Genomic DNA, 16,750 nt, shown 5'->3' with positions numbered 1-16,750 from the left:
GGTACCAATACCGCGACTTTGAACGACACGCGGGACCGAGGATGGGAGTTGTCAATTTTCGCGCACGACGCGGAGGCCGAAAACGCGGCCCCGGCAGAAAGAGCTATGCAGTTCATGCATGGCCTCAAAATCCCCGAGGGGCCGAACGCTGGAAAACCTGTCACGCTCGCACCCTTTCAGCGCCAGTTCATTGAAGGCGCGATGGCCGACACGACCGCCAACGCCATTCTAAGCATTGGACGCGGCAACGGGAAATCCGCGATCACGGCAGGGCTTGCCCTCGGCGGTCTGATCGGTGTCTGGGATCGCCAACCCCGGCGCGAGATCATTGCAGCCGCGCGTACCCGCGATCAGGGGCGCATCATCTGGGACTTTGTTGCGGGCTTCATCGCCAGCCTGCCTATGGAAATCCGGCGGCACTTCATTTTCCGGCGCGCGCCCCGGCTTGAGATTGAATATGAGGGCGACGGCGGCGGGCATATCCTGCGCGTGATCGCAGCGGACGGCAAATCAGCCCTCGGCGGCGCGCCGACCATGGCGATCCTCGATGAGCGCGGGCACTGGGCGCTTGATCGTGGCGACGAGCTGGAACATGCGCTGTTGTCCGGTCTGGGCAAGCGCGAAGGTCGCGCCTTCCTGATCAGCACCAGCGCCAGCGATGACACGCACCCGTTTTCCCGGTGGATCGACGATCCTTCGCCCGGCTCTTACGTCCAAGAGCATCGGCCAGCCCCGGGCCTGCCTGCCGATGACCCGGAAAGCCTGCTGATTGCTAACCCCGGCGCACCTCACGGCATCGGCGGTTCGCTGGAATGGCTGGAAGCTCAAGCCAAGCGTGCCATTGCGCGGGGCGGTTCCAGCCTCACAAGCTTCCGGCTTTACAACCGCAATGAGCGCGTGTCCGGCGAATCGCGGGATCTGCTGATTACCCTGGACGAATGGCTTGGCTGCGAAACCTCGGCGCTGCCACCCCGCGAAGGCGGGGTCGTTATCGGGATCGACCTCGGCGGCTCGGCCTCCATGACAGCGGCGGCGTTTTACTGGCCCGCTACCGGTCGGCTTGAATGCCTGGGCACGTTCCCATCCATGCCCGGCCTCTTGGATCGTGGCCAGACGGATGGCGTAGCCGGGCGCTATGTCGAGATGCGCGACAGGGGCGAGCTGTCCGTTCTAGGCGATAAGACCGTGCCTGTCGCGCCGTGGCTGGTCGAGGTCATGCGCCATGTTGAAGATCAGTCCGTCATCGCGATCACCATGGACCGCTACAAGCAGGCCGAACTGGGAGAAGCGATTGGCCGGGCGGGCATCCGCGCGCCGCTGGTCTGGCGCGGGCAGGGCTTTCGGGACGGTGGCGAGGATGCAGAGCGGTTCCGCCGTGCTGCGTTTGACGGGCTGGTGAAAGCCAAGCCCTCCCTTCTGCTGCGCTCTGCCTTCGCGGACACCGTGTGCCTGCGCGACCCGGCGAACAACATCAAGATTGCGAAGGCCCGATCCACGGGCCGGATCGACGCGGCGGCGGCATCGGTTCTGGCCGTGGCCCAAGGCGCGCGGATCGCAGCACAACCCAAAGTGAAAGCGAGGATGCAATGGTTTTGAACGCCGCAACTCTGGACAGGCGGGTGCAATTCCGTCGGGCTGTTCTTGTCGATGATGGCTACGGCCAAGTCGAACAATGGCAGGACCATGGCGCGCCCGTCTTTGCTGCAAAACGCGACATCAGCGATGCCGAACGGTGGAACGCCGGGCAGGTGCAGGCGTCGATAACGACGCGCTTCACTGTCCGGTGGAGCGGTTTCACTGCGGACATTGACCCAACGGATCGGCTGACCTGCGAAGGCCGTGAATACGAGATAACCGGAATCAAGGAAACGCCTGATCGTCGCCGCCGGATGTTGGAGCTGACCTGTTCAGCGTGGGCAGATCAATGAGCATTCGCCGCGATCATCACCGCTATTCCAAGCGGATCACCCGCACGAAACGCTGGCAGGCGCTGCGGGCCGAGATCCTCGAACGGGACCGCTATCGCTGTCGGTCCTGCGGCTGCGGCGGGCGTCTTGAGGTTGATCATATCAAGCCGGTCAGGACGCACCCTGAGCTGTCCTACGACGCCGCCAACCTTCAGGCGCTTTGCCCGAGTTGCCACACCCGAAAGACACGGATCGAGTGCGGGCATCCCCCGCCCCGAGAGGCCCGCCAAGACTGGCGGAAAGCTGTCGAGGCGCTGTCGCGCCCCGATGAAAACCCAACCAAGCACAAGGAAATCAAAGATGCTTGAATCAGTAAAGATCGCCCGCCGTCAAAGCGAAATCCGCCAGAACCTTGCGGAACTTGTGGGCAAAGAAACCCCGTCCGAAGACGAAATCCGGTCCATGGACAAGCTGGATCTGGAATATCGCTCAAATGAAACCCGCTACCGCGCCGCGCTGATCGCTGAGGACACCGAACGCCGGGACGCGGGCGGTGAGCTGGAAACCCGCTCGGCGCAGGAATGGGCCAACCTCATGGCAGGATTTGAGTTGCGCCAAGTCGCGCTTGCCCTTGATGAGGGGCGGCAACTGGACGGCCACACGGCGGAGATTGTGACCGAGCTGCGCAGCGCGGGCGGCTTCCGGGGCATTCCCGTGCCGTGGCAGGCTTTGGAAGTCCGGGCCGGTGAGACTGTGGCCAGCGGCACGCCAAACCCGATCCAGACCCGCCCGATCATCGACCGCCTGTTTCCGGACAGCGTGGCGGCGCGCATGGGTGCTCAGATGATCAGCATCGACGCGGGCGCGCTGGAATGGCCCGTGACCACCTCGGCTGTCACGGCGGGCTGGGCGAACGGTGAGGCGTCCAACGTGGCCGGGCCAACGACCTACGCAACCACTGACCGCGCTATGTCGCCGGACCACAACCTCGGCATTCAGATGCGCATCACACGCAAGACGCTGAAACAGTCCGGCGCGGCGCTGGAACAGGCGGTGCGGCGCGATATGAGCGGGGCCATGGGCGCGGCTATGGATCAGGCAGCGTTTCTCGGCACCGGGGCCAACGGCCAGCCGCTTGGCGTCATCACGGGCGCGGCAACCTACGGCATCACGTCCACGGCGGTGAATGCACTGGCAAGCTGGGGCGCGTTCCGCTCGGCTGTCACCCGCTTCATGACCGCCAATGCCGCCGGTTCGCCGGATGCGGTGCGGGCAATGATCCGGCCCGAGCTGTGGGACTATCTGGACAGCGTTCTGATCACCGGCACGGCGGTTTCCGAATGGGACCGGCTGGTGAAAAACCTGCCTTCGGCCAATATCGCCATGACGAACAACGGGCTTGCCGCGCCCTCTGGCGACCCGCTTGCAACATCATCACTGCTGACCACAGCCGCGGGCGGCGTGGCTCCGATCTTCATTGGCGCATGGGGCGCGGTGGACATGATCCGCGACCCTTACAGCGATGCACAGTCCGGCGGGCTGAGAATCACGGCACTGGCGACAATGGATGTGACCGTTGCGCGTCCGGCCCAGCTCGAACTGCTGACCGGCCTCGAACTGGCGGCGGCGTGATGCTCTGGGGCGCTCATGTTGGCAGCCTTGAGCTGCGCACCGATGGCGGGGAAACCCGCCTTCGGGCAACCTTTCCATATGGCCGGGAAACCGTGCTGGCCGAACGCTTGGGGGCAGGGCGTGAGCGTCGCGAGATGATCGCGGCCCGTGCCTTTGCGGATCGTCTGGACCGGGGCGAGGACGTACATTTTCTGTCCGGCCACGACTTCAACAAACCGCTGGCCTCACGATCTGCCGGCACTCTGACGCTGACCGAAACCGACGACGCGCTGACCGTTGACGCGACGATCAGCGCCGACATGGGGCAGGTCAGCTATGTGCGCGACTTCCTGTCAGCCCATGCGGCCGGGCTGGTGCGGGGCCTGTCGCCGGGATTCCGCGTCCGGCCGGGCGGCGAGACGGTCGAGGAACGCGGCAGCGCGATCCTGCGCACGATCCGGGCGGCGGACCTGATCGAGATCAGCGCCGTGACGAAGCCCGCCTATCCGCAAGCCCAGATCGAGGCTCGGAACTGGCAACCCTTTGGCGAGGTGGCAAAGCGCATGACGCACCGCCCCGCCGCAATCCGGTGGAGGTAACAATGCTCGGATGGCTCATGAACAAGCTGCGCCCGATCGAGGTGCGGTCCAGCGGCGGCGGATACACTGCACAGGTTATGGCGGCGCGTGACAGCTTTATCAGCGGGCGGCGCGGCGTGGCCGAGCTGACCGCGACGGTGCAAAGCTGTGTCAGCCTGTGGGAAGGCGGTTTCGCCATGGCGGACGTGACAGGCACAGACCTGCTGACACGGCAGACCATGGCAATGATTGCGCGCGGCGTCGCCTTGAACGGTGAGGCTGTCTATCTGATCACCGAGCTGGGGCTTGTCCCGGCGACCGATTGGGATGTGACCACCCGCGACGGCAGGCCGCGCGCCTATCGCCTGTCCATCCCTGAGGCGGGCGGGGGGCGCACTGTGACAGCTCTTGCAGCCGAGGTGCTGCACCTGCGGATCGGTTCGGATAACCTGACACCGTGGATCGGCACCGCACCGCTGCGGCGGTCCAGCCTCACGGGCGGGATGCTACATGCGGTCGAGGCTGCGCTTGCAGAGACATTCGAGAATGCGCCGCTTGGTTCGCAGATCGTTCCGCTGCCGGACACAGGCGCCGAAGACATGGCCAATATGCGGGGCGCGTTCAAAGGGCGGCGCGGTTCCACGCTGGTGATCGAAGGCGTCGCACAGGCAACAGCGGCGGGCATGAATCCGACCATTGGACAGAAGCCTGATCAGCTATCTCCGGATCTGTCCAAGAGCATGACGGATGAAACGCTGGCGGCGGCGCGCGAGGGGATCGGTATGGCCTATGGCGTCCTGCCGTCATTCTTCAATCGGGCGGCAACCGGCCCCGTAATCCGCGAGGCACAACGCCAGCTCGCAATCTGGACCTTGCAGCCCATTGCCGAGATGCTGGCAGATGAGGCAACGGCCAAGCTCGGGGCAGAGGTGGAGATTGACACTATCCGGCCTTTGCAAGCGTTTGATGCAGGTGGGCGTGCCAGGGCGTTGTCCGCGATCATCAAGACATTGGCCGAGGCGAAAGAGGCCGGTATCCCGCCCGGCGACGTGTCCGGCGCGATGCGCATGGTGGATTGGCGACAAGACTGAGGATCAGGATTGGTGTATTGGGAACTTTACGCATTTATTAACCCGAAACACCCGGATCACTCAGCGAGTGCCATGGACCCCTCACAGCGCGCGGCCTTCCTAATACGAGGGCGTGGCGGACTACCGCGTGCTTCCCTTGTCTTCAGAAGAAATCCAAGCTGGCAGAGCAACTCGCAAAGAAAATGAAATTCTTGATTCGCTTGTTGCAGTTGAAGCAATTTGTCCATTGCCTCCCACTTTGATAGAAATGACATCTATGCTTGCGCCGCCGCCTCCACTCTTCTCAGTACCTTCGGCCACAGCAACGTCAAACTTTATCTCAGTTACCGGGATGAATTTACCCCAGTAGAGCTGACAATCGTCACTAGTAGGCTTGTTAGAGACTGGATTGTAAAAAACAGGCTTACCTTGGTTTTCTTCTATAATCTCTTGGGAAGCTTCAATAATTGATTGAATAGTCGATTTTACAAAAGTCTTAAGTTCCATTTCTTCGTTCCCTCAATCGGACGCCTGCGCCTCCACCGTTTTCTTCGATGAATTCGACCCCTGCAGTTTCGAGAGACGCACGTATGCCAGCCACGGTCGAGGGTTTAAGTTCCTCTCCACGCTCAAGACGTGAAACAGTTGCCTGTGCGACACCAGCCAGTGTCGCGAGATCCCGAACTCCCAGACCCAAAGCTACACGCGCCATCTTGCATTGTACCGCGTTCATTTTGATAACCTTGTTATATTTGTATTGACTGAGGCGCGTTAAAAAAATAACCGTGTTATCATAGTATCGGATTGAGGAGACTCTGGCAATGACCGAAAAACGCGCCTGCGCGACCACCCCAGCTATGTCCCGTCGTAATTTTCTTTCCGCGCTGCCCGCCTCCGGCGTAGCGCTGGCGTTGCCCGCTGCGGCGATGTCCGATCAGCCGGACCCGGTTGTGCCGGTCTATCGTGAATGGCTCGATGCACGTCGAACATGGCGTGAGCTGGCCGACCTGCCCGGCAATGGCAATTGGCAAGATCCGCGCTCACTCGCTGCCGAGGCTCGTGAGGAGGTCGCCCAAGAAGCGATGCTCGCACTAAAGCCCACGTCCCTTGAGGGGGTAGGCGCACTGGCCGCGCTGGCTTGGTTCTATGTCTCTCCAGCCTCCAATGATGAAGCCGATCATGCTGAGGCACATGATTGCCGCGCCATCATGGCAATTTGGTGCGCCTGCACTGGGAAAGACGGGTACCCGGAAACTTGATGCCCCAAATCTATCCGACAATCACTCCTATAGTGTTGACTTCCGATCTAATTGGAGTAATTGTCCAATGGAAGGCGATGGAGCGAAACATGCATCTTGGACAAACGGCATCTTATCTGGCATTAGTCTTGAACCGGCCCGAGCCGACGACGAAGATGCTGAGCCGTCTTTTGCGTGAAGGCGACTGGACCAAGAAAGGTCCAAGAGGGCGGAACGCTCCGCACATTGATAGCAACGAACTCTCCAGTTTTCTGACTGCCTTCATGTGCTGTCCAGACAGCCCCGCCGTAGCCATGGAGCGGTTGCCTCATTTTGTTAACCTACCGCTCGACACCGACAACGATACCGACGCTACCTTTGGCACGGCCTTTTCCATCCTTCTGGACCGACTGGCAAAGGAAACTTGGGATGAAGTGCGAGCCAAAAATTGGAGCGTCAGCCTTTACGTTGATATGTCGGCGACGACGATCAGTGCAGACCCGTATGAGGGAAGCGACATTCCTCATGAAGAGCATGTTTTTTCGGCGCTAGTCCATGCGCCGGACGATCAGCCCATGAAGGACAGCATGCCGTATTCTGGGGGATTGGAATTTTCGTCCAAACTGCGCTGTTTCACTCTTTTCAGAATTGCCAAGGTTATCCTTGCTGGTGAAATTGACCCTCTCGGCGAAATCACGAGATCGCTTGAGAATGACGCCTTGGGCGATGAGGCTTGATGATGGAGCGTCGCCCCGCCGCAATACGAAAATCAGACCTGACGCCTGCTTTCGAGGCTGCAAAGGCGGCGGGTTTTAGTCAGGTGTCCGTGGTCGTCGAAACACAAGATGGCAAGCGTTTCCTTATCACAGCTGGGACGGGCGGTGATGCTGCAAAGCCTGACATGACTCCGCTCGAAAAGTGGAGGGCTAACCGTGTCACAAGCTGATCTGCCCAAAGGTGTGCATCGCGTCCGGCGCAAGCTGACGAGTGGCAAAAGCCGTTTTCATTTTTACGCTTGGCGCGGTGGCCCCAAGTTCTGGGAAGACGAACAGCGCAAGCCATCCGATTCGGCTTTCTATCGAGCTTTTGCAGAAGCCACGGCGCGCCCTAAGCCCGCCGACTACATGGTTCCCCAGATGGTGGATGACCTTCTTTCCAGCACCGCCAGGGCAAAAGGGGATCGCTCTTTTGCTGACCAACGCAAATGGTTGCTGCGTTTTGCGGAACACTTTCAAGACGCGCCCGCCGCTATTTTTGAGGAGCGGGGGTCGCGTGGTGAAATGAATGCTTGGCGCGCGCTTTGGAAGCATTCGCCAAAACAGCACGATATGGCAGGCACGCATGCTGTCCGCGTTTTGAACTGGGCGGTGCAGGAGGGTAAGCTTGCCGAGCATCATTGTCACAAGCTGCACCGTCTGTATGAGGTGGACCGCTCTGAAATTGTGTGGACACCTGCTGACCGCGAGGCTTTCGACGCGGTTGCGCCGGAGTGGGCGCGGCGTATTCTCTGCGCTGCTTGCGAGACTGGCTTGCGGCCTGCGGATCTAATCAAGCTGACCCCGGCGCATGTTGAAACGACCCCGCAAGGTCGTCGCCTGCGCGTAAGGACAAACAAGCGTAAGCGGTTGGCTCATATCCCTATCACACCCGAATTGGCCAAGGTGATAGACACGACACCGAGCGACCGATTGCTGATGCTCACAAATGCCAGTGGTAATGCTCTGACACCGCACCGCGCTTCGGAAGGTGTCCGGCAATGGCGTGACAAAGCCAAGCTGTCAGATGAATTGCGCCTGTATGATGCACGGGGGACAGCGGCCACGCGTCTTTTGAATGCTGGCCTGTCCCTTGCTGAAATCGCCAATCACATGGCTTGGTCGATACGCTACGCGGCAAACGTCATTGAACATTATGCCCGAGTCTCGCCTGACGAAACCGACGCTGTTTTGGTCAAGCTGGCACTGGCAAAAGGGGGTGCAAAGTGAACAAAACTGTAAACGCACCTGTAAACGGTGCAATGCGCGCACAGGAGTCAAACATGCAAGCTATTGAAAATGCTTGGAGGCGGGTACCGGAATCGAACCGGTCTACACGGATTTGCAATCCGCTGCGTAACCTCTCCGCCAACCCGCCAGAGCAACGCCTGATTAGATTTTCTCATCTCTGGCGTCAAGCAGGTTTGGTGCATCTGCACATTCTCTGCGTCAAACGCTCGACAGGCCGGAACAAAGCAACCCGGGCCGCGTTCTTCTGTCAGACCACATGCTGGAGAACTTACACATGGCACAGACAACAATGACCAACGGCACATCAAGCGACTACAAAGAGCTTTCCGATCAGATCGCGACCCTGAAAAAGGATCTCGCAGGGATCACCGACCTGCTTGGCGACATCGGCGCACGCCGCAAGGATGAAACCATCGCTTCCGCAAAAGTGCGGGCGGAACATCTGCGTGATCGCAGCTCCGAGGCGCTGAGCGAAGCACAGCTGCGCGCAGCCGACGCACAGGATCAGGCGCTGGAGGCCATCCGTCGTCAGCCCGGCACCGCCATCGGCATCGCCGTCGGCATCGGCTTTCTGGCAGGCTTTCTGAGCGGCCGGAAATAAAGCATGCTCCTTGGCACTTCCCTCAGAGACTACGCGCGACGCACGTCGCGCGCAGTCGCCTTTTCGCTTGCCGGGGCGCTTCTGCTGCTCGTCGGCGTGGCCTTCCTGACCATTGCGGCCTGGCTGACGCTGGAACGAGTGGGTGATTCGCTGCTGGCCGCGCAGGTGATCGGCTGCGTCTACGTCGCGGGCGGGCTGATCTTTTTCGCCATCGCCAGTCTGCAAAAGCGCCGTGTCTATCGCCGCCCGCCGCCTGTGGCAGGCGCGCCCGACCCGCTGCTGCAGATGTTCGAGGGTTTCCTGATGGGCATGGATGCTGGTCGGCGCTCCTCCCGGTCAAGACGGCGCTGAACGCGGATCATGTCAAACAGGCTCATGTCCTCTTCGGACCCACAACGCACAGCGACCCTGCTGATCGCGCTGATCGTTTCGCTCTTCGCAGTGCACGTCGCAAAGGATATCGCGGCGCCGATGACGTTGGCCGTCGTGGTGGGGATCATCCTCGCACCGATGATGGATCTTTTTGCCCGCTTCAGGATTCCGACCGGCTATGCGGCCACCATCATCATGGTGCTGACGCTGGGTGCGATCGGTCTGCTGATTGTGGCGATGGAACCGCTGCTCTGGCGCATCACCGACACCATTCCAACCATCCGGTACGAGATGCAGTCGCTGGTCTATGACCTGAGGGGCATGGTGCGCGGATTGGACGATATGAACGAGCAGATGAAACAGGCTCTTGGCGGCGCTGGCGAAAGTGGCGGTGGCGGGGATGCCGGGTCTGCATTGCCCACGGTTTCCGATGCTCTGTTTCTGGCGCCGGTGATCCTCGGTCAGGTGCTGGTCTTTGCGGGCACCTTCTATTTCTTTCTACTGACCCGCCTTGAAGTCTACTCGGCCCTGGCCAAACGCATCGGTGGGGTTGCGCAGTCCAGCGTGATCCAGCAGCGGTTCCGCAATGCTGAAACGCTGGTCTCGCGCTATTTCGTGACCATCTCTGTCATCAACATTTGCCTCGGCATGGCGCTGACCGGGGTGCTTATGCTGATCGGCCTGCCGTTGCCATGGGTCTGGGGCATGGCTGCCTTTCTTCTGAATTACGTGCTTTATGTCGGGCCTGCACTGATGGCAGTGGGGCTGCTGCTCAGCGGGCTCGTGCATTTCGACGGGCTGATGGTGGGCGCGCCGGTCGCAGGCTTCCTGTTCCTCAATATGATGGAGGCGCAGTTCGTCACCCCTTCGCTGGTGGGCAAACATGTCTCGCTCAACGCGCTGCTGGTGTTTGTGGCGCTGGTGTTCGGCCTCTGGTTCTGGGGGCCAATCGGGGGAATCGTGTCGATACCGGTGATGGTGATCGCGGCGGCCCTGATGGATGACAGCGTGGTGCGGCGCACCATGGGCGGCACGCAGCCCGGCTGATCCGCGCCTTTGCACAGCTTTGTGCAAGGGCGTTGCACAGGCTCGACATCTTGTCTTCAGTTTGAAGCATTTCTCCCGCCCGGACGTTGCCGTGGCGGGGGTTCTGTGGCATGACAGTTCTCAGGATTCTGAACGAAAGAGTTTAGTACATGTCAGACTATGCCACCCGCCGCAGAATGATGGTCGACACACAGGTGCGCCCCTCAGATGTCACCAAATTCCCGATCATCGACGCGATGCTGCAGGTCCCGCGTGAGGCATTTGTGCCGCGCGACCGCGCCGAAGCCGCATACATGAGCGAGAATGTCGAGATCGGCGCAGGCCGCGTCATTCTCGAACCGCGCACCTTCGCAAAGATGCTGGATGCGCTGGATGTCACCAACAATGACCTCGTGCTCGATATCGGTGCCGGTCTGGGCTATTCCTCTGCCGTCATCGCCCATATCGCCGAAGCGGTCGTCGCCGTCGAAGACGACGCGTCCCGATTGAAAGAGGCCCAAGGCCTGCTCTCTGATCATCAGGCCGACAATGTCATCCTGCACGAAGGTCCGCTTGCCGCCGGCGCGCCGGAACACGGCCCCTATGATGCGATCATCATCGAAGGCGCGGTTCAGCAGGTCCCCGCGGCCCTGATCGATCAGCTCAAGGATGGCGGCCGCATTGCATGTGTGTTCATGGAAGGTGCGCTTGGCGTCGTGCGCATGGGCTACAAGCTGGACGGCAAGATTTCCTGGCGTTTCGCCTTTAACGCAAGCGCCCCGGTGCTGGCTGGATTTGAAAAAGAAACCGCCTTCGCGCTCTGAGCAGCACAAGCGGACAGACACAGGCAGAGCATCATGACACCCAGGGCACTCCTCAAACATCTGACCACGGGCGTTGCTTTGGTCTGGATCGCAGCTGCGGCGCAGGCCGATACCTTGGCAGATGCCTTGGTTGGCGCGTATAACACCAGCGGCCTGCTGGAACAGAACCGCGCCGTGCTGCGCTCTGCCGACGAAGATGTGGCACAGGCGATTTCCGGATTGCGCCCTGTGCTCAGCTGGACGGCGAATGTGGCCCGTGACTTCGGCACGGCCCGCAATTCCCAGACCGCGTTCCAGATCATGCCCAGCGTCGAGAACACCAAGACGATCGCGCTGAGCGCCGAAATGACGCTCTATGATTTCGGCCAGACCGGCCTTGCGATTGATGCGGCCAAGGAATCGGTGCTCGCCACGCGGCAAAGCCTTCTGTCCGTCGAACAACAGATCCTTTTGCGCGCCGTGCAGGCCTTCATGGAAGTGCGCCGCGCCACGGAAACAGTGTCCTTGCGGCAGAACAACCTGCGTCTAATCACTCAGGAACAGCGCGCCGCCCAGGATCGCTTTGACGTGGGCGAAGTGACGCGCACCGATGTCGCCCTGGCAGAGGCGCGCTTGGCCTCGTCCCGTGCCTCGCTCTCTGCGGCAGAGGGTGATCTGGTCATCGCGCAGGAAGAATACCGCGTTGCCACTGGCCAGCGTCCCGGCACGCTGACCTATCCGCGCAGTGTGCCAACGCTGCCACCGTCCGTCGAAGCGGCGCGCGCCGTTGCGATGCGCATCCATCCGGATCTTCTGGCGGCGCAATATGCCGTTTCTATCAACGAACTCGGCATTCTGCGCGCCAAGGCCGCGATGAAACCCTCGCTGAGCCTGCAGGGGCAGGTCGGCGTGACGCAAAATTTCGACAATGACAACTTTTCCCGTGGCGGGTCGGTGTCGCTGAACGTGGCGGGGCCGATCTATCAGGGGGGGCGCCTGTCCTCGCTCGTGCGTCAGACCATGGCCAGCCGCGATTCCTCGCGCGCTCAGCTCCAGCTTGCCAGCCTGAACATCGAACAGAACATCGCCAACGCCTATATTCGCCTTCAGGTGGCCCGGGCCAGCCAGACCGCCACGGCGGATCAGGTCCGCGCCGCACAGATCGCCTTTGATGGCATCCGCGAAGAGGCGACACTGGGCGCGCGCACCACTCTGGATGTGCTCGACTCGGAACAGGAACTGCTCGACGCTCGCGCCAGCCAGATTTCGGCCTCGGTTGACGAATATATCGCGGCCTACTCCGTTCTCTACGCCATGGGTGTGCTGACTGCCGATCAGCTGGGCCTCAACGTCCAGCAATATGATCCTGCGGCCTACTACAATATGGTCAAGGGCGCACCGACACCGCTCAGCAAGCAGGGGCGCGAACTCGACCGTGTCCTGCGTGCCCTCGGCAAACAGTAATTTATTCCGCATAGGTTGTTCGCCCGCCCGGCTCTCGCTAGACTCGCCCAAAGGCAAGAGTGGTGAGAGAATATGTCCGACCCCGTTACGGATCTTCAGACAGACGACCTGCTTGCATCGATTCGCAAGCTTGTCTCACGTGAGGTCGGACCGTTTGACACGACGTCGCTTCAGACGGGGCAGGGTGCCAGCGCACCTGACAGGCTCGTACTGACTCATGCGCAGCGTGTAATTCCCGGCACCGGCACCCAAAAGCCCGAAGCGGCGCAACCGCTCGTCCTGACCAGCCGCGTGGATTGCGACGATCCCGCTGCCTCCGCCACAGATGAGTCCGTAAGCAATACGCAAGATGGGGACCTGCGCAAGCTGGATGATGCGCTGCAGGGCATGGTTGCCGCCGCGCTTGCCAGGGCGATGGTCTCTCGGGGTCGGGAACAGGCGCCGGTTGGGCAAGACCGGCCCGCACGATCTGCCCCGGACAAGGCCGCGACAGAGGCGCGGCTTGCCCTGCCAATGCGGTCGTCCACGGCCCCGACCCTTACGCTGGACCAGAAAATCGCGGAACTCGCGACCCTTGTCGCGGCAACCGGATCTCGCGAACAACGGCCAGCGCCTGATGCGCAGGCTGACGCAACGCCAGTGCCGGACGTGCCTGCCGCAACACTGGCCCAGCCAGACACCCCAGAAACCAGACTGATCGAACCCGTCTCAACGCCGGAGGGTGCCACAGCACCGCCCGAGGTTGATCAGGCCCAGGATACCCCCGTGCAGGACGACCTTCCCAGCGAAGACAGGCTGCGCGATCTTGTTGCTGCGATTCTGCGTCGGGAACTGCAAGGCACACAGGGCGACGGTCTTTCTGACGATATCCGCGATCTGATCCGGCGCGAGATTCAGCAGGGCCTGAAAGGCGCACAGCCGGTCGAATGACCCGTTCCGACATCAACCCGACATTCCGACAGCAAATTGGGGCAAACCGCAGCCGGGCTGAGAGAGATGTTTGCAAACAAAAAAAGCGCACCCGGGGGTGCGCTTTAAATGTAGGTGCCGTTTGGGTGGCTCAGGCCGCTTCTGCCTGCTCGGCAGCGTGACGGCGCTCGCTTTCTTCGCGGGACAGGGCAACAGAGGTGCGCACACCTTTGCCGACAAAATCCATCAGACCAGACACAACCCGCTCATTGGGGTCGATCCCGGCGCAGGACAACACTTCGCGCCCGTCGCGCGACCGTGCCCAGCGGGCGATCTGTTCTGGTCCGTTGCCGTACTTCTTGTCGTCGGCAATTGCATCATCCAGTGCCGCGAGGACAACCGCCGCAAACAGCTTGCGGGCGCGGTTGCCCTGTTCGCTGTTATAGGCTGTTCCGTCAACGAAATCTCGCATGTTTCGTCCTTTGATTATTGCTCTTGTGTTTTCAGGCGTGAACGTCCTTATGGACTATTAGAGTTGATTCGGGTACCCCGATATCGCATAACACCCATGATCTTTACGCATAGCTTCTGAAGGTGCAGCACGACATCTGGTTGTCTTGCCAGTTGCATTATAGCCAGATATAGGGACGCTCTAAGCTCTATCAACCTTTTGACGCGGTTTTACACATGCCCAAAATCAACGGAAACGAAATTCGCCCCGGCAACGTGCTGGAGCATAACGGCGGCCTTTGGGCGGCTGTGAAAGTCGACCACGTTAAGCCCGGCAAGGGCGGCGCCTTTGCTCAGGTCGAGATGAAGAACCTGCGCAACGGCTCTAAGCTGAACGAACGCTTCCGTTCGGCGGACAAGGTCGAGCGCGTGCGTCTGGAACAAAAGGACATGCAGTTCCTGTACGAAACGGACGGCATCCTGACCTTCATGGACACAGAGACCTATGATCAGGTCGAGTTGCCCGCCGATATCCTCGGCGAACGCCGCCCGTTCCTGCAGGACGGCATGACGATCCACGTCGAATTTCACTACGAAGAGGCGCTGAACGCGACCCTGCCGCAGAAAGTGACCTGCCGCATCGTCGAGACAGAGCCGGTGGTCAAAGGCCAGACAGCGGCCAACAGCTTTAAACCTGCGCTGCTGGACAATGGTCTGCGCGTGTTGGTGCCGCCCTTTGTGGGTCAGGATGAAGACATCATCGTGAACACCGAAACCATGGAATACGCTGAGCGCGCATAACCGCGACGTTCTTCTGGTGCGAGAGCTCGGGGGCGCTGCCCCCGAACCCCCGGGATATTTACGGGCAGATGAAGGTCCGTGCGTCTCAGACGGCCAAACTGTGCAGCAGGCCGCTGACCATCGGCCTGTAGCTTTCGCCAAACAATCTCAGATGCACCAGAGCGGGCCACAGCTGATAAATCGGCTTGCGGTCGTCAAAGCCGTGATCCAGCGTGCCATAGCTGCGCCAGAAGGCATCGTCGGGCTGGCCAAACAAGGTCAGCATGGCAAGATCGACCTCACTGTGGCCGTGATAGCAGGCCGGGTCGATCAGATAGGCGCCATCCTCACTGAAATGCAGATTGCCAATCCAGAGATCGCCGTGCAGCGGTGCCGCGCGCGGCTCCTTCGGCAGCAGGTCGGGCAGGCGCCGCGCCAGTGTTTCAACCCGCGCGGCGAGATCGCCCGGCAGCTCTGAGATATCCGCCAGCAAACGCCGCTCTGCCCAGAACGTCGGCCAGTCGGGGGTTGTGCTGTTGCGGATCTCGACCCGTCCAAGGGCGTAATCCTCTTGCCAGCCATAGCCCGCGCCATCATGGCTGTGCAGCTGGGCCAGCGCCTTGCCCAGATCACGCCAGCCCTGACGGCTGGGCGGGGCAGGGGACAGGTATTGCAGGCAGAGCAGACCTTGTTCCAGATGCAGGACCGCAGGCACCGGGGCGCGCAGCAGCTGCAGCGCGGCGAGCACGCGCCCCTCAACCTCGACCAGAGGACCGCGCTTGGCGACCATCTGGCGGCCATCCGTCAGGGTGACGAGCTCGATCTGCGACAGATCCCCGCCCTGCAGCGGCGTGGTGGTGGCGACATCAGCCCCGAGGGCAGCGGTGAGTGTGTCTGAAAAGCTCATCCCTGACGCACCAGCGTTGCTTCGCCCGCGGTCATCGGGCCTGTCGCACGGTCAAACCGCAGATAGGCGATCCCGGCCCCACCGGCCTGCGTGTAAAGCACGCCAGCGGCCTTGCCACCGGCGTCGATCTCGGTGCCCACCGGCGCGCTGCCGGTCACCGCGACCACGGCCAGCCCCTTGCGCAGCTCGGTCTTGTGTTTCATGCGCGCCGTGACTTCTTGGCCCACATAACAGCCCTTGCGGAAATCCACGCCGTTCAGTCGCTCGAACCCGGCCTCAAGCACAAAGGTGTCTGCCGTCAGCTCTATCCCGCTTTCGGGGATGCAGGCGGCGACGCGCAGGGCGTCCCAGTCGACATCCTCGCCCGCGCGCCCGTCATAGGCGCGCCAGCCCATGCGCGGATCGCGCGGGTCGGCATAGGCGCCGTCGGGCGCAGGGCCGGTGCCGCGCGTGACCACACGATCGGTCTCGGCGACCTCGACCTTGGAGCGCAGTTTATACATGCTCAGCGCGCGCAGCAGATCGGCGGCCAGCGGTGTGGCGACATCAATCAGCACGCCGTCGCCGTCGGGCACCAGAAAGAAATCCGCGCGGTATTTGCCCTGCGGCGTCAGCATGGCCGCATAGACCAGCCCATCCTTGAGCTTGGTGACATCGTTGCTCACCAGACCTTGCAGAAAACTGCTGGCCTCTGGTCCCGTGACAGTCAGGACGGTGCGTTCGACGGTGGTCATTCTGGTCTCCCTCTTGATCCCGGGGACATCATATAGGATGACCGGCCCGAGGCAAACAGGGGCAGGGCATGCGCGCGCCAATTTCGATTATCCTTCCGACACTTGATGCCCGCGACGGGCTGGCCGAAACAATCCCTTCGCTGATGGAGGGGCTTGAGGCCGGGCTGGTGCGCGAACTGATCCTGTCCGACGGTGGCTCGACCGATGCCACGCGGGCGGTGGCCGATGCCGCCGGGGCGATCTGGCTTAGCGCGCCGGTTGCGCGCGCCCAGCGGCTGCGGCGGGGGGCGGGTG

At 61.4% G+C, this 16,750-nt stretch carries 22 protein-coding genes and 1 tRNA gene; 17 read left to right on the top strand and 6 right to left on the bottom strand.

What is annotated here, in order from left to right:
• The first annotated feature begins 114 nt into the window (after positions 1–114).
• From P775_RS16680 to P775_RS16655, 6 genes are read left to right on the top strand one after another with little or no spacing between them, the layout of a single operon-like run.
• The gene (locus P775_RS16680; protein ID WP_245875730.1) at positions 115–1,596 is read left to right on the top strand and encodes a terminase TerL endonuclease subunit; all 1,482 of its coding nucleotides are present in this window, start codon (positions 115–117) and stop codon (positions 1,594–1,596) included.
• Positions 1,593–1,928: a phage head closure protein gene (locus P775_RS16675; protein WP_425439918.1), complete on the top strand. Its 336-nt coding sequence runs from the start codon at positions 1,593–1,595 to the stop codon at positions 1,926–1,928. Before P775_RS16680 ends, P775_RS16675 begins: the two co-directional genes overlap by 4 nt.
• On the top strand, positions 1,925–2,275 hold the full coding sequence (locus tag P775_RS16670) for an HNH endonuclease (RefSeq protein WP_099912028.1): 351 nt from the start codon (positions 1,925–1,927) through the stop codon (positions 2,273–2,275). The genes P775_RS16675 and P775_RS16670 overlap by 4 nt, the downstream gene beginning before the upstream one ends.
• Positions 2,268–3,539 carry a phage major capsid protein gene (locus P775_RS16665; RefSeq protein ID WP_099912027.1) on the top strand — a complete coding sequence of 424 codons (1,272 nt, stop codon included), beginning with the start codon at positions 2,268–2,270 and terminating at the stop codon, positions 3,537–3,539. The genes P775_RS16670 and P775_RS16665 overlap by 8 nt, the downstream gene beginning before the upstream one ends.
• Complete coding sequence (locus tag P775_RS16660; protein WP_099912026.1) at positions 3,539–4,117, top strand: HK97 family phage prohead protease; 579 nt, start codon at positions 3,539–3,541, stop codon at positions 4,115–4,117. Before P775_RS16665 ends, P775_RS16660 begins: the two co-directional genes overlap by 1 nt.
• A 2-nt stretch (positions 4,118–4,119) precedes the next feature.
• Positions 4,120–5,187, top strand: coding sequence for a phage portal protein (locus tag P775_RS16655; RefSeq protein WP_099912025.1), 1,068 nt, complete (start codon positions 4,120–4,122; stop codon positions 5,185–5,187).
• A 120-nt stretch (positions 5,188–5,307) separates the two neighbouring features.
• On the opposite strand, the gene P775_RS27655 is transcribed toward P775_RS16655, so the two are convergent.
• Together P775_RS27655 and P775_RS16650 are read right to left on the bottom strand one after the other, a co-directional pair.
• Positions 5,308–5,673 (bottom strand): hypothetical protein, encoded by a 366-nt coding sequence (locus P775_RS27655; RefSeq protein ID WP_143520938.1) that lies wholly within the window; start codon positions 5,671–5,673, stop codon positions 5,308–5,310.
• On the bottom strand, positions 5,663–5,878 hold the full coding sequence (locus P775_RS16650; protein ID WP_099912094.1) for a helix-turn-helix domain-containing protein: 216 nt from the start codon (positions 5,876–5,878) through the stop codon (positions 5,663–5,665). The genes P775_RS27655 and P775_RS16650 overlap by 11 nt, the downstream gene beginning before the upstream one ends.
• 109 nt (positions 5,879–5,987) lie before the next feature.
• Here P775_RS16650 and P775_RS16645 point away from each other — a divergent pair, with 109 nt between their 5' ends.
• From P775_RS16645 to P775_RS16630, 3 genes are all read left to right on the top strand, one after another.
• Positions 5,988–6,425: a hypothetical protein gene (locus tag P775_RS16645; RefSeq protein WP_099912024.1), complete on the top strand. Its 438-nt coding sequence runs from the start codon at positions 5,988–5,990 to the stop codon at positions 6,423–6,425.
• A gap of 89 nt (positions 6,426–6,514) precedes the next feature.
• The gene (locus tag P775_RS16640; RefSeq protein ID WP_143520937.1) at positions 6,515–7,141 is read left to right on the top strand and encodes a hypothetical protein; all 627 of its coding nucleotides are present in this window, start codon (positions 6,515–6,517) and stop codon (positions 7,139–7,141) included.
• A 195-nt stretch (positions 7,142–7,336) separates the two neighbouring features.
• On the top strand, positions 7,337–8,389 hold the full coding sequence (locus P775_RS16630) for a tyrosine-type recombinase/integrase (RefSeq protein WP_245875729.1): 1,053 nt from the start codon (positions 7,337–7,339) through the stop codon (positions 8,387–8,389).
• Between the two features lie 74 nt (positions 8,390–8,463).
• Here P775_RS16630 and P775_RS16625 read toward each other — a convergent pair.
• Positions 8,464–8,537 (bottom strand) — tRNA-Cys (locus tag P775_RS16625).
• Between the two features lie 147 nt (positions 8,538–8,684).
• On the opposite strand from P775_RS16625, the gene P775_RS16620 reads away from it, so the two are divergent.
• The 6 genes from P775_RS16620 (at position 8,685) to P775_RS16595 (ending at position 13,606) form a co-directional block, all read left to right on the top strand.
• Positions 8,685–9,011, top strand: coding sequence for an ElaB/YgaM/YqjD family protein (locus tag P775_RS16620; RefSeq protein WP_245875728.1), 327 nt, complete (start codon positions 8,685–8,687; stop codon positions 9,009–9,011).
• Positions 9,012–9,014: 3 nt separating this feature from the next.
• The gene (locus P775_RS16615) at positions 9,015–9,362 is read left to right on the top strand and encodes a phage holin family protein (protein WP_099912021.1); all 348 of its coding nucleotides are present in this window, start codon (positions 9,015–9,017) and stop codon (positions 9,360–9,362) included.
• 9 nt (positions 9,363–9,371) lie between these two features.
• Positions 9,372–10,430, top strand: coding sequence for an AI-2E family transporter (locus tag P775_RS16610; RefSeq protein WP_245875727.1), 1,059 nt, complete (start codon positions 9,372–9,374; stop codon positions 10,428–10,430).
• 149 nt (positions 10,431–10,579) lie between these two features.
• Positions 10,580–11,233 carry a protein-L-isoaspartate O-methyltransferase family protein gene (locus P775_RS16605; protein WP_099912019.1) on the top strand — a complete coding sequence of 218 codons (654 nt, stop codon included), beginning with the start codon at positions 10,580–10,582 and terminating at the stop codon, positions 11,231–11,233.
• A 33-nt stretch (positions 11,234–11,266) separates the two neighbouring features.
• A complete protein-coding gene (locus P775_RS16600) occupies positions 11,267–12,676 on the top strand; it encodes a TolC family outer membrane protein (RefSeq protein WP_099912018.1) in 1,410 nt (469 codons plus the stop codon).
• 72 nt (positions 12,677–12,748) lie between these two features.
• Positions 12,749–13,606 (top strand): hypothetical protein, encoded by an 858-nt coding sequence (locus P775_RS16595; RefSeq protein WP_099912017.1) that lies wholly within the window; start codon positions 12,749–12,751, stop codon positions 13,604–13,606.
• A gap of 130 nt (positions 13,607–13,736) precedes the next feature.
• On the opposite strand, the gene P775_RS16590 is transcribed toward P775_RS16595, so the two are convergent.
• Positions 13,737–14,057, bottom strand: a complete 321-nt coding sequence (locus P775_RS16590) for a DUF6280 family protein (RefSeq protein WP_099912016.1) — start codon at positions 14,055–14,057, stop codon at positions 13,737–13,739.
• 215 nt (positions 14,058–14,272) lie between these two features.
• Here P775_RS16590 and efp point away from each other — a divergent pair, with 215 nt between their 5' ends.
• A complete protein-coding gene (gene efp / locus P775_RS16585) occupies positions 14,273–14,836 on the top strand; it encodes an elongation factor P (RefSeq protein ID WP_099912015.1) in 564 nt (187 codons plus the stop codon).
• An 85-nt stretch (positions 14,837–14,921) separates the two neighbouring features.
• On the opposite strand, the gene P775_RS16580 is transcribed toward efp, so the two are convergent.
• Positions 14,922–15,722, bottom strand: a complete 801-nt coding sequence (locus P775_RS16580; RefSeq protein WP_099912014.1) for a fructosamine kinase family protein — start codon at positions 15,720–15,722, stop codon at positions 14,922–14,924.
• Positions 15,719–16,456: a CAF17-like 4Fe-4S cluster assembly/insertion protein YgfZ gene (ygfZ, locus tag P775_RS16575; protein WP_099912013.1), complete on the bottom strand. Its 738-nt coding sequence runs from the start codon at positions 16,454–16,456 to the stop codon at positions 15,719–15,721. Before ygfZ ends, P775_RS16580 begins: the two co-directional genes overlap by 4 nt.
• 68 nt (positions 16,457–16,524) lie before the next feature.
• Between ygfZ and P775_RS16570 the strand changes: the two genes are divergently transcribed.
• Positions 16,525–16,750 (top strand): glycosyltransferase (locus tag P775_RS16570; protein ID WP_143520936.1); only part of this gene is annotated, 226 nt, incomplete at its 3' end.

Source organism: Puniceibacterium antarcticum (assembly GCF_002760615.1).
GTDB lineage: Bacteria > Pseudomonadota > Alphaproteobacteria > Rhodobacterales > Rhodobacteraceae > Puniceibacterium > Puniceibacterium antarcticum.
Note: the sequence above shows the minus strand (reverse complement) of the source record. Positions and strands in the feature narration are given on the sequence as shown.

What these genes read in the sequence shown, in the direction of transcription:
- P775_RS16680 (WP_245875730.1), top strand. Translation starts at nt 115, where the DNA reads ATGCATGGCCTCAAAATCCCCGAGGGGCCGAACGCTGGAAAACCTGTC.
- P775_RS16670 (WP_099912028.1), top strand. Translation starts at nt 1,925, where the DNA reads ATGAGCATTCGCCGCGATCATCACCGCTATTCCAAGCGGATCACCCGC.
- P775_RS16665 (WP_099912027.1), top strand. Translation starts at nt 2,268, where the DNA reads ATGCTTGAATCAGTAAAGATCGCCCGCCGTCAAAGCGAAATCCGCCAG.
- P775_RS16660 (WP_099912026.1), top strand. Translation starts at nt 3,539, where the DNA reads ATGCTCTGGGGCGCTCATGTTGGCAGCCTTGAGCTGCGCACCGATGGC.
- P775_RS16655 (WP_099912025.1), top strand. Translation starts at nt 4,120, where the DNA reads ATGCTCGGATGGCTCATGAACAAGCTGCGCCCGATCGAGGTGCGGTCC.
- P775_RS27655 (WP_143520938.1), bottom strand. Translation starts at nt 5,673, where the DNA reads ATGGAACTTAAGACTTTTGTAAAATCGACTATTCAATCAATTATTGAA.
- P775_RS16650 (WP_099912094.1), bottom strand. Translation starts at nt 5,878, where the DNA reads ATGGCGCGTGTAGCTTTGGGTCTGGGAGTTCGGGATCTCGCGACACTG.
- P775_RS16645 (WP_099912024.1), top strand. Translation starts at nt 5,988, where the DNA reads ATGACCGAAAAACGCGCCTGCGCGACCACCCCAGCTATGTCCCGTCGT.
- P775_RS16640 (WP_143520937.1), top strand. Translation starts at nt 6,515, where the DNA reads ATGCATCTTGGACAAACGGCATCTTATCTGGCATTAGTCTTGAACCGG.
- P775_RS16620 (WP_245875728.1), top strand. Translation starts at nt 8,685, where the DNA reads ATGGCACAGACAACAATGACCAACGGCACATCAAGCGACTACAAAGAG.
- P775_RS16615 (WP_099912021.1), top strand. Translation starts at nt 9,015, where the DNA reads ATGCTCCTTGGCACTTCCCTCAGAGACTACGCGCGACGCACGTCGCGC.
- P775_RS16610 (WP_245875727.1), top strand. Translation starts at nt 9,372, where the DNA reads ATGTCAAACAGGCTCATGTCCTCTTCGGACCCACAACGCACAGCGACC.
- P775_RS16605 (WP_099912019.1), top strand. Translation starts at nt 10,580, where the DNA reads ATGTCAGACTATGCCACCCGCCGCAGAATGATGGTCGACACACAGGTG.
- P775_RS16600 (WP_099912018.1), top strand. Translation starts at nt 11,267, where the DNA reads ATGACACCCAGGGCACTCCTCAAACATCTGACCACGGGCGTTGCTTTG.
- P775_RS16595 (WP_099912017.1), top strand. Translation starts at nt 12,749, where the DNA reads ATGTCCGACCCCGTTACGGATCTTCAGACAGACGACCTGCTTGCATCG.
- P775_RS16590 (WP_099912016.1), bottom strand. Translation starts at nt 14,057, where the DNA reads ATGCGAGATTTCGTTGACGGAACAGCCTATAACAGCGAACAGGGCAAC.
- efp (WP_099912015.1), top strand. Translation starts at nt 14,273, where the DNA reads ATGCCCAAAATCAACGGAAACGAAATTCGCCCCGGCAACGTGCTGGAG.
- P775_RS16580 (WP_099912014.1), bottom strand. Translation starts at nt 15,722, where the DNA reads ATGAGCTTTTCAGACACACTCACCGCTGCCCTCGGGGCTGATGTCGCC.
- ygfZ (WP_099912013.1), bottom strand. Translation starts at nt 16,456, where the DNA reads ATGACCACCGTCGAACGCACCGTCCTGACTGTCACGGGACCAGAGGCC.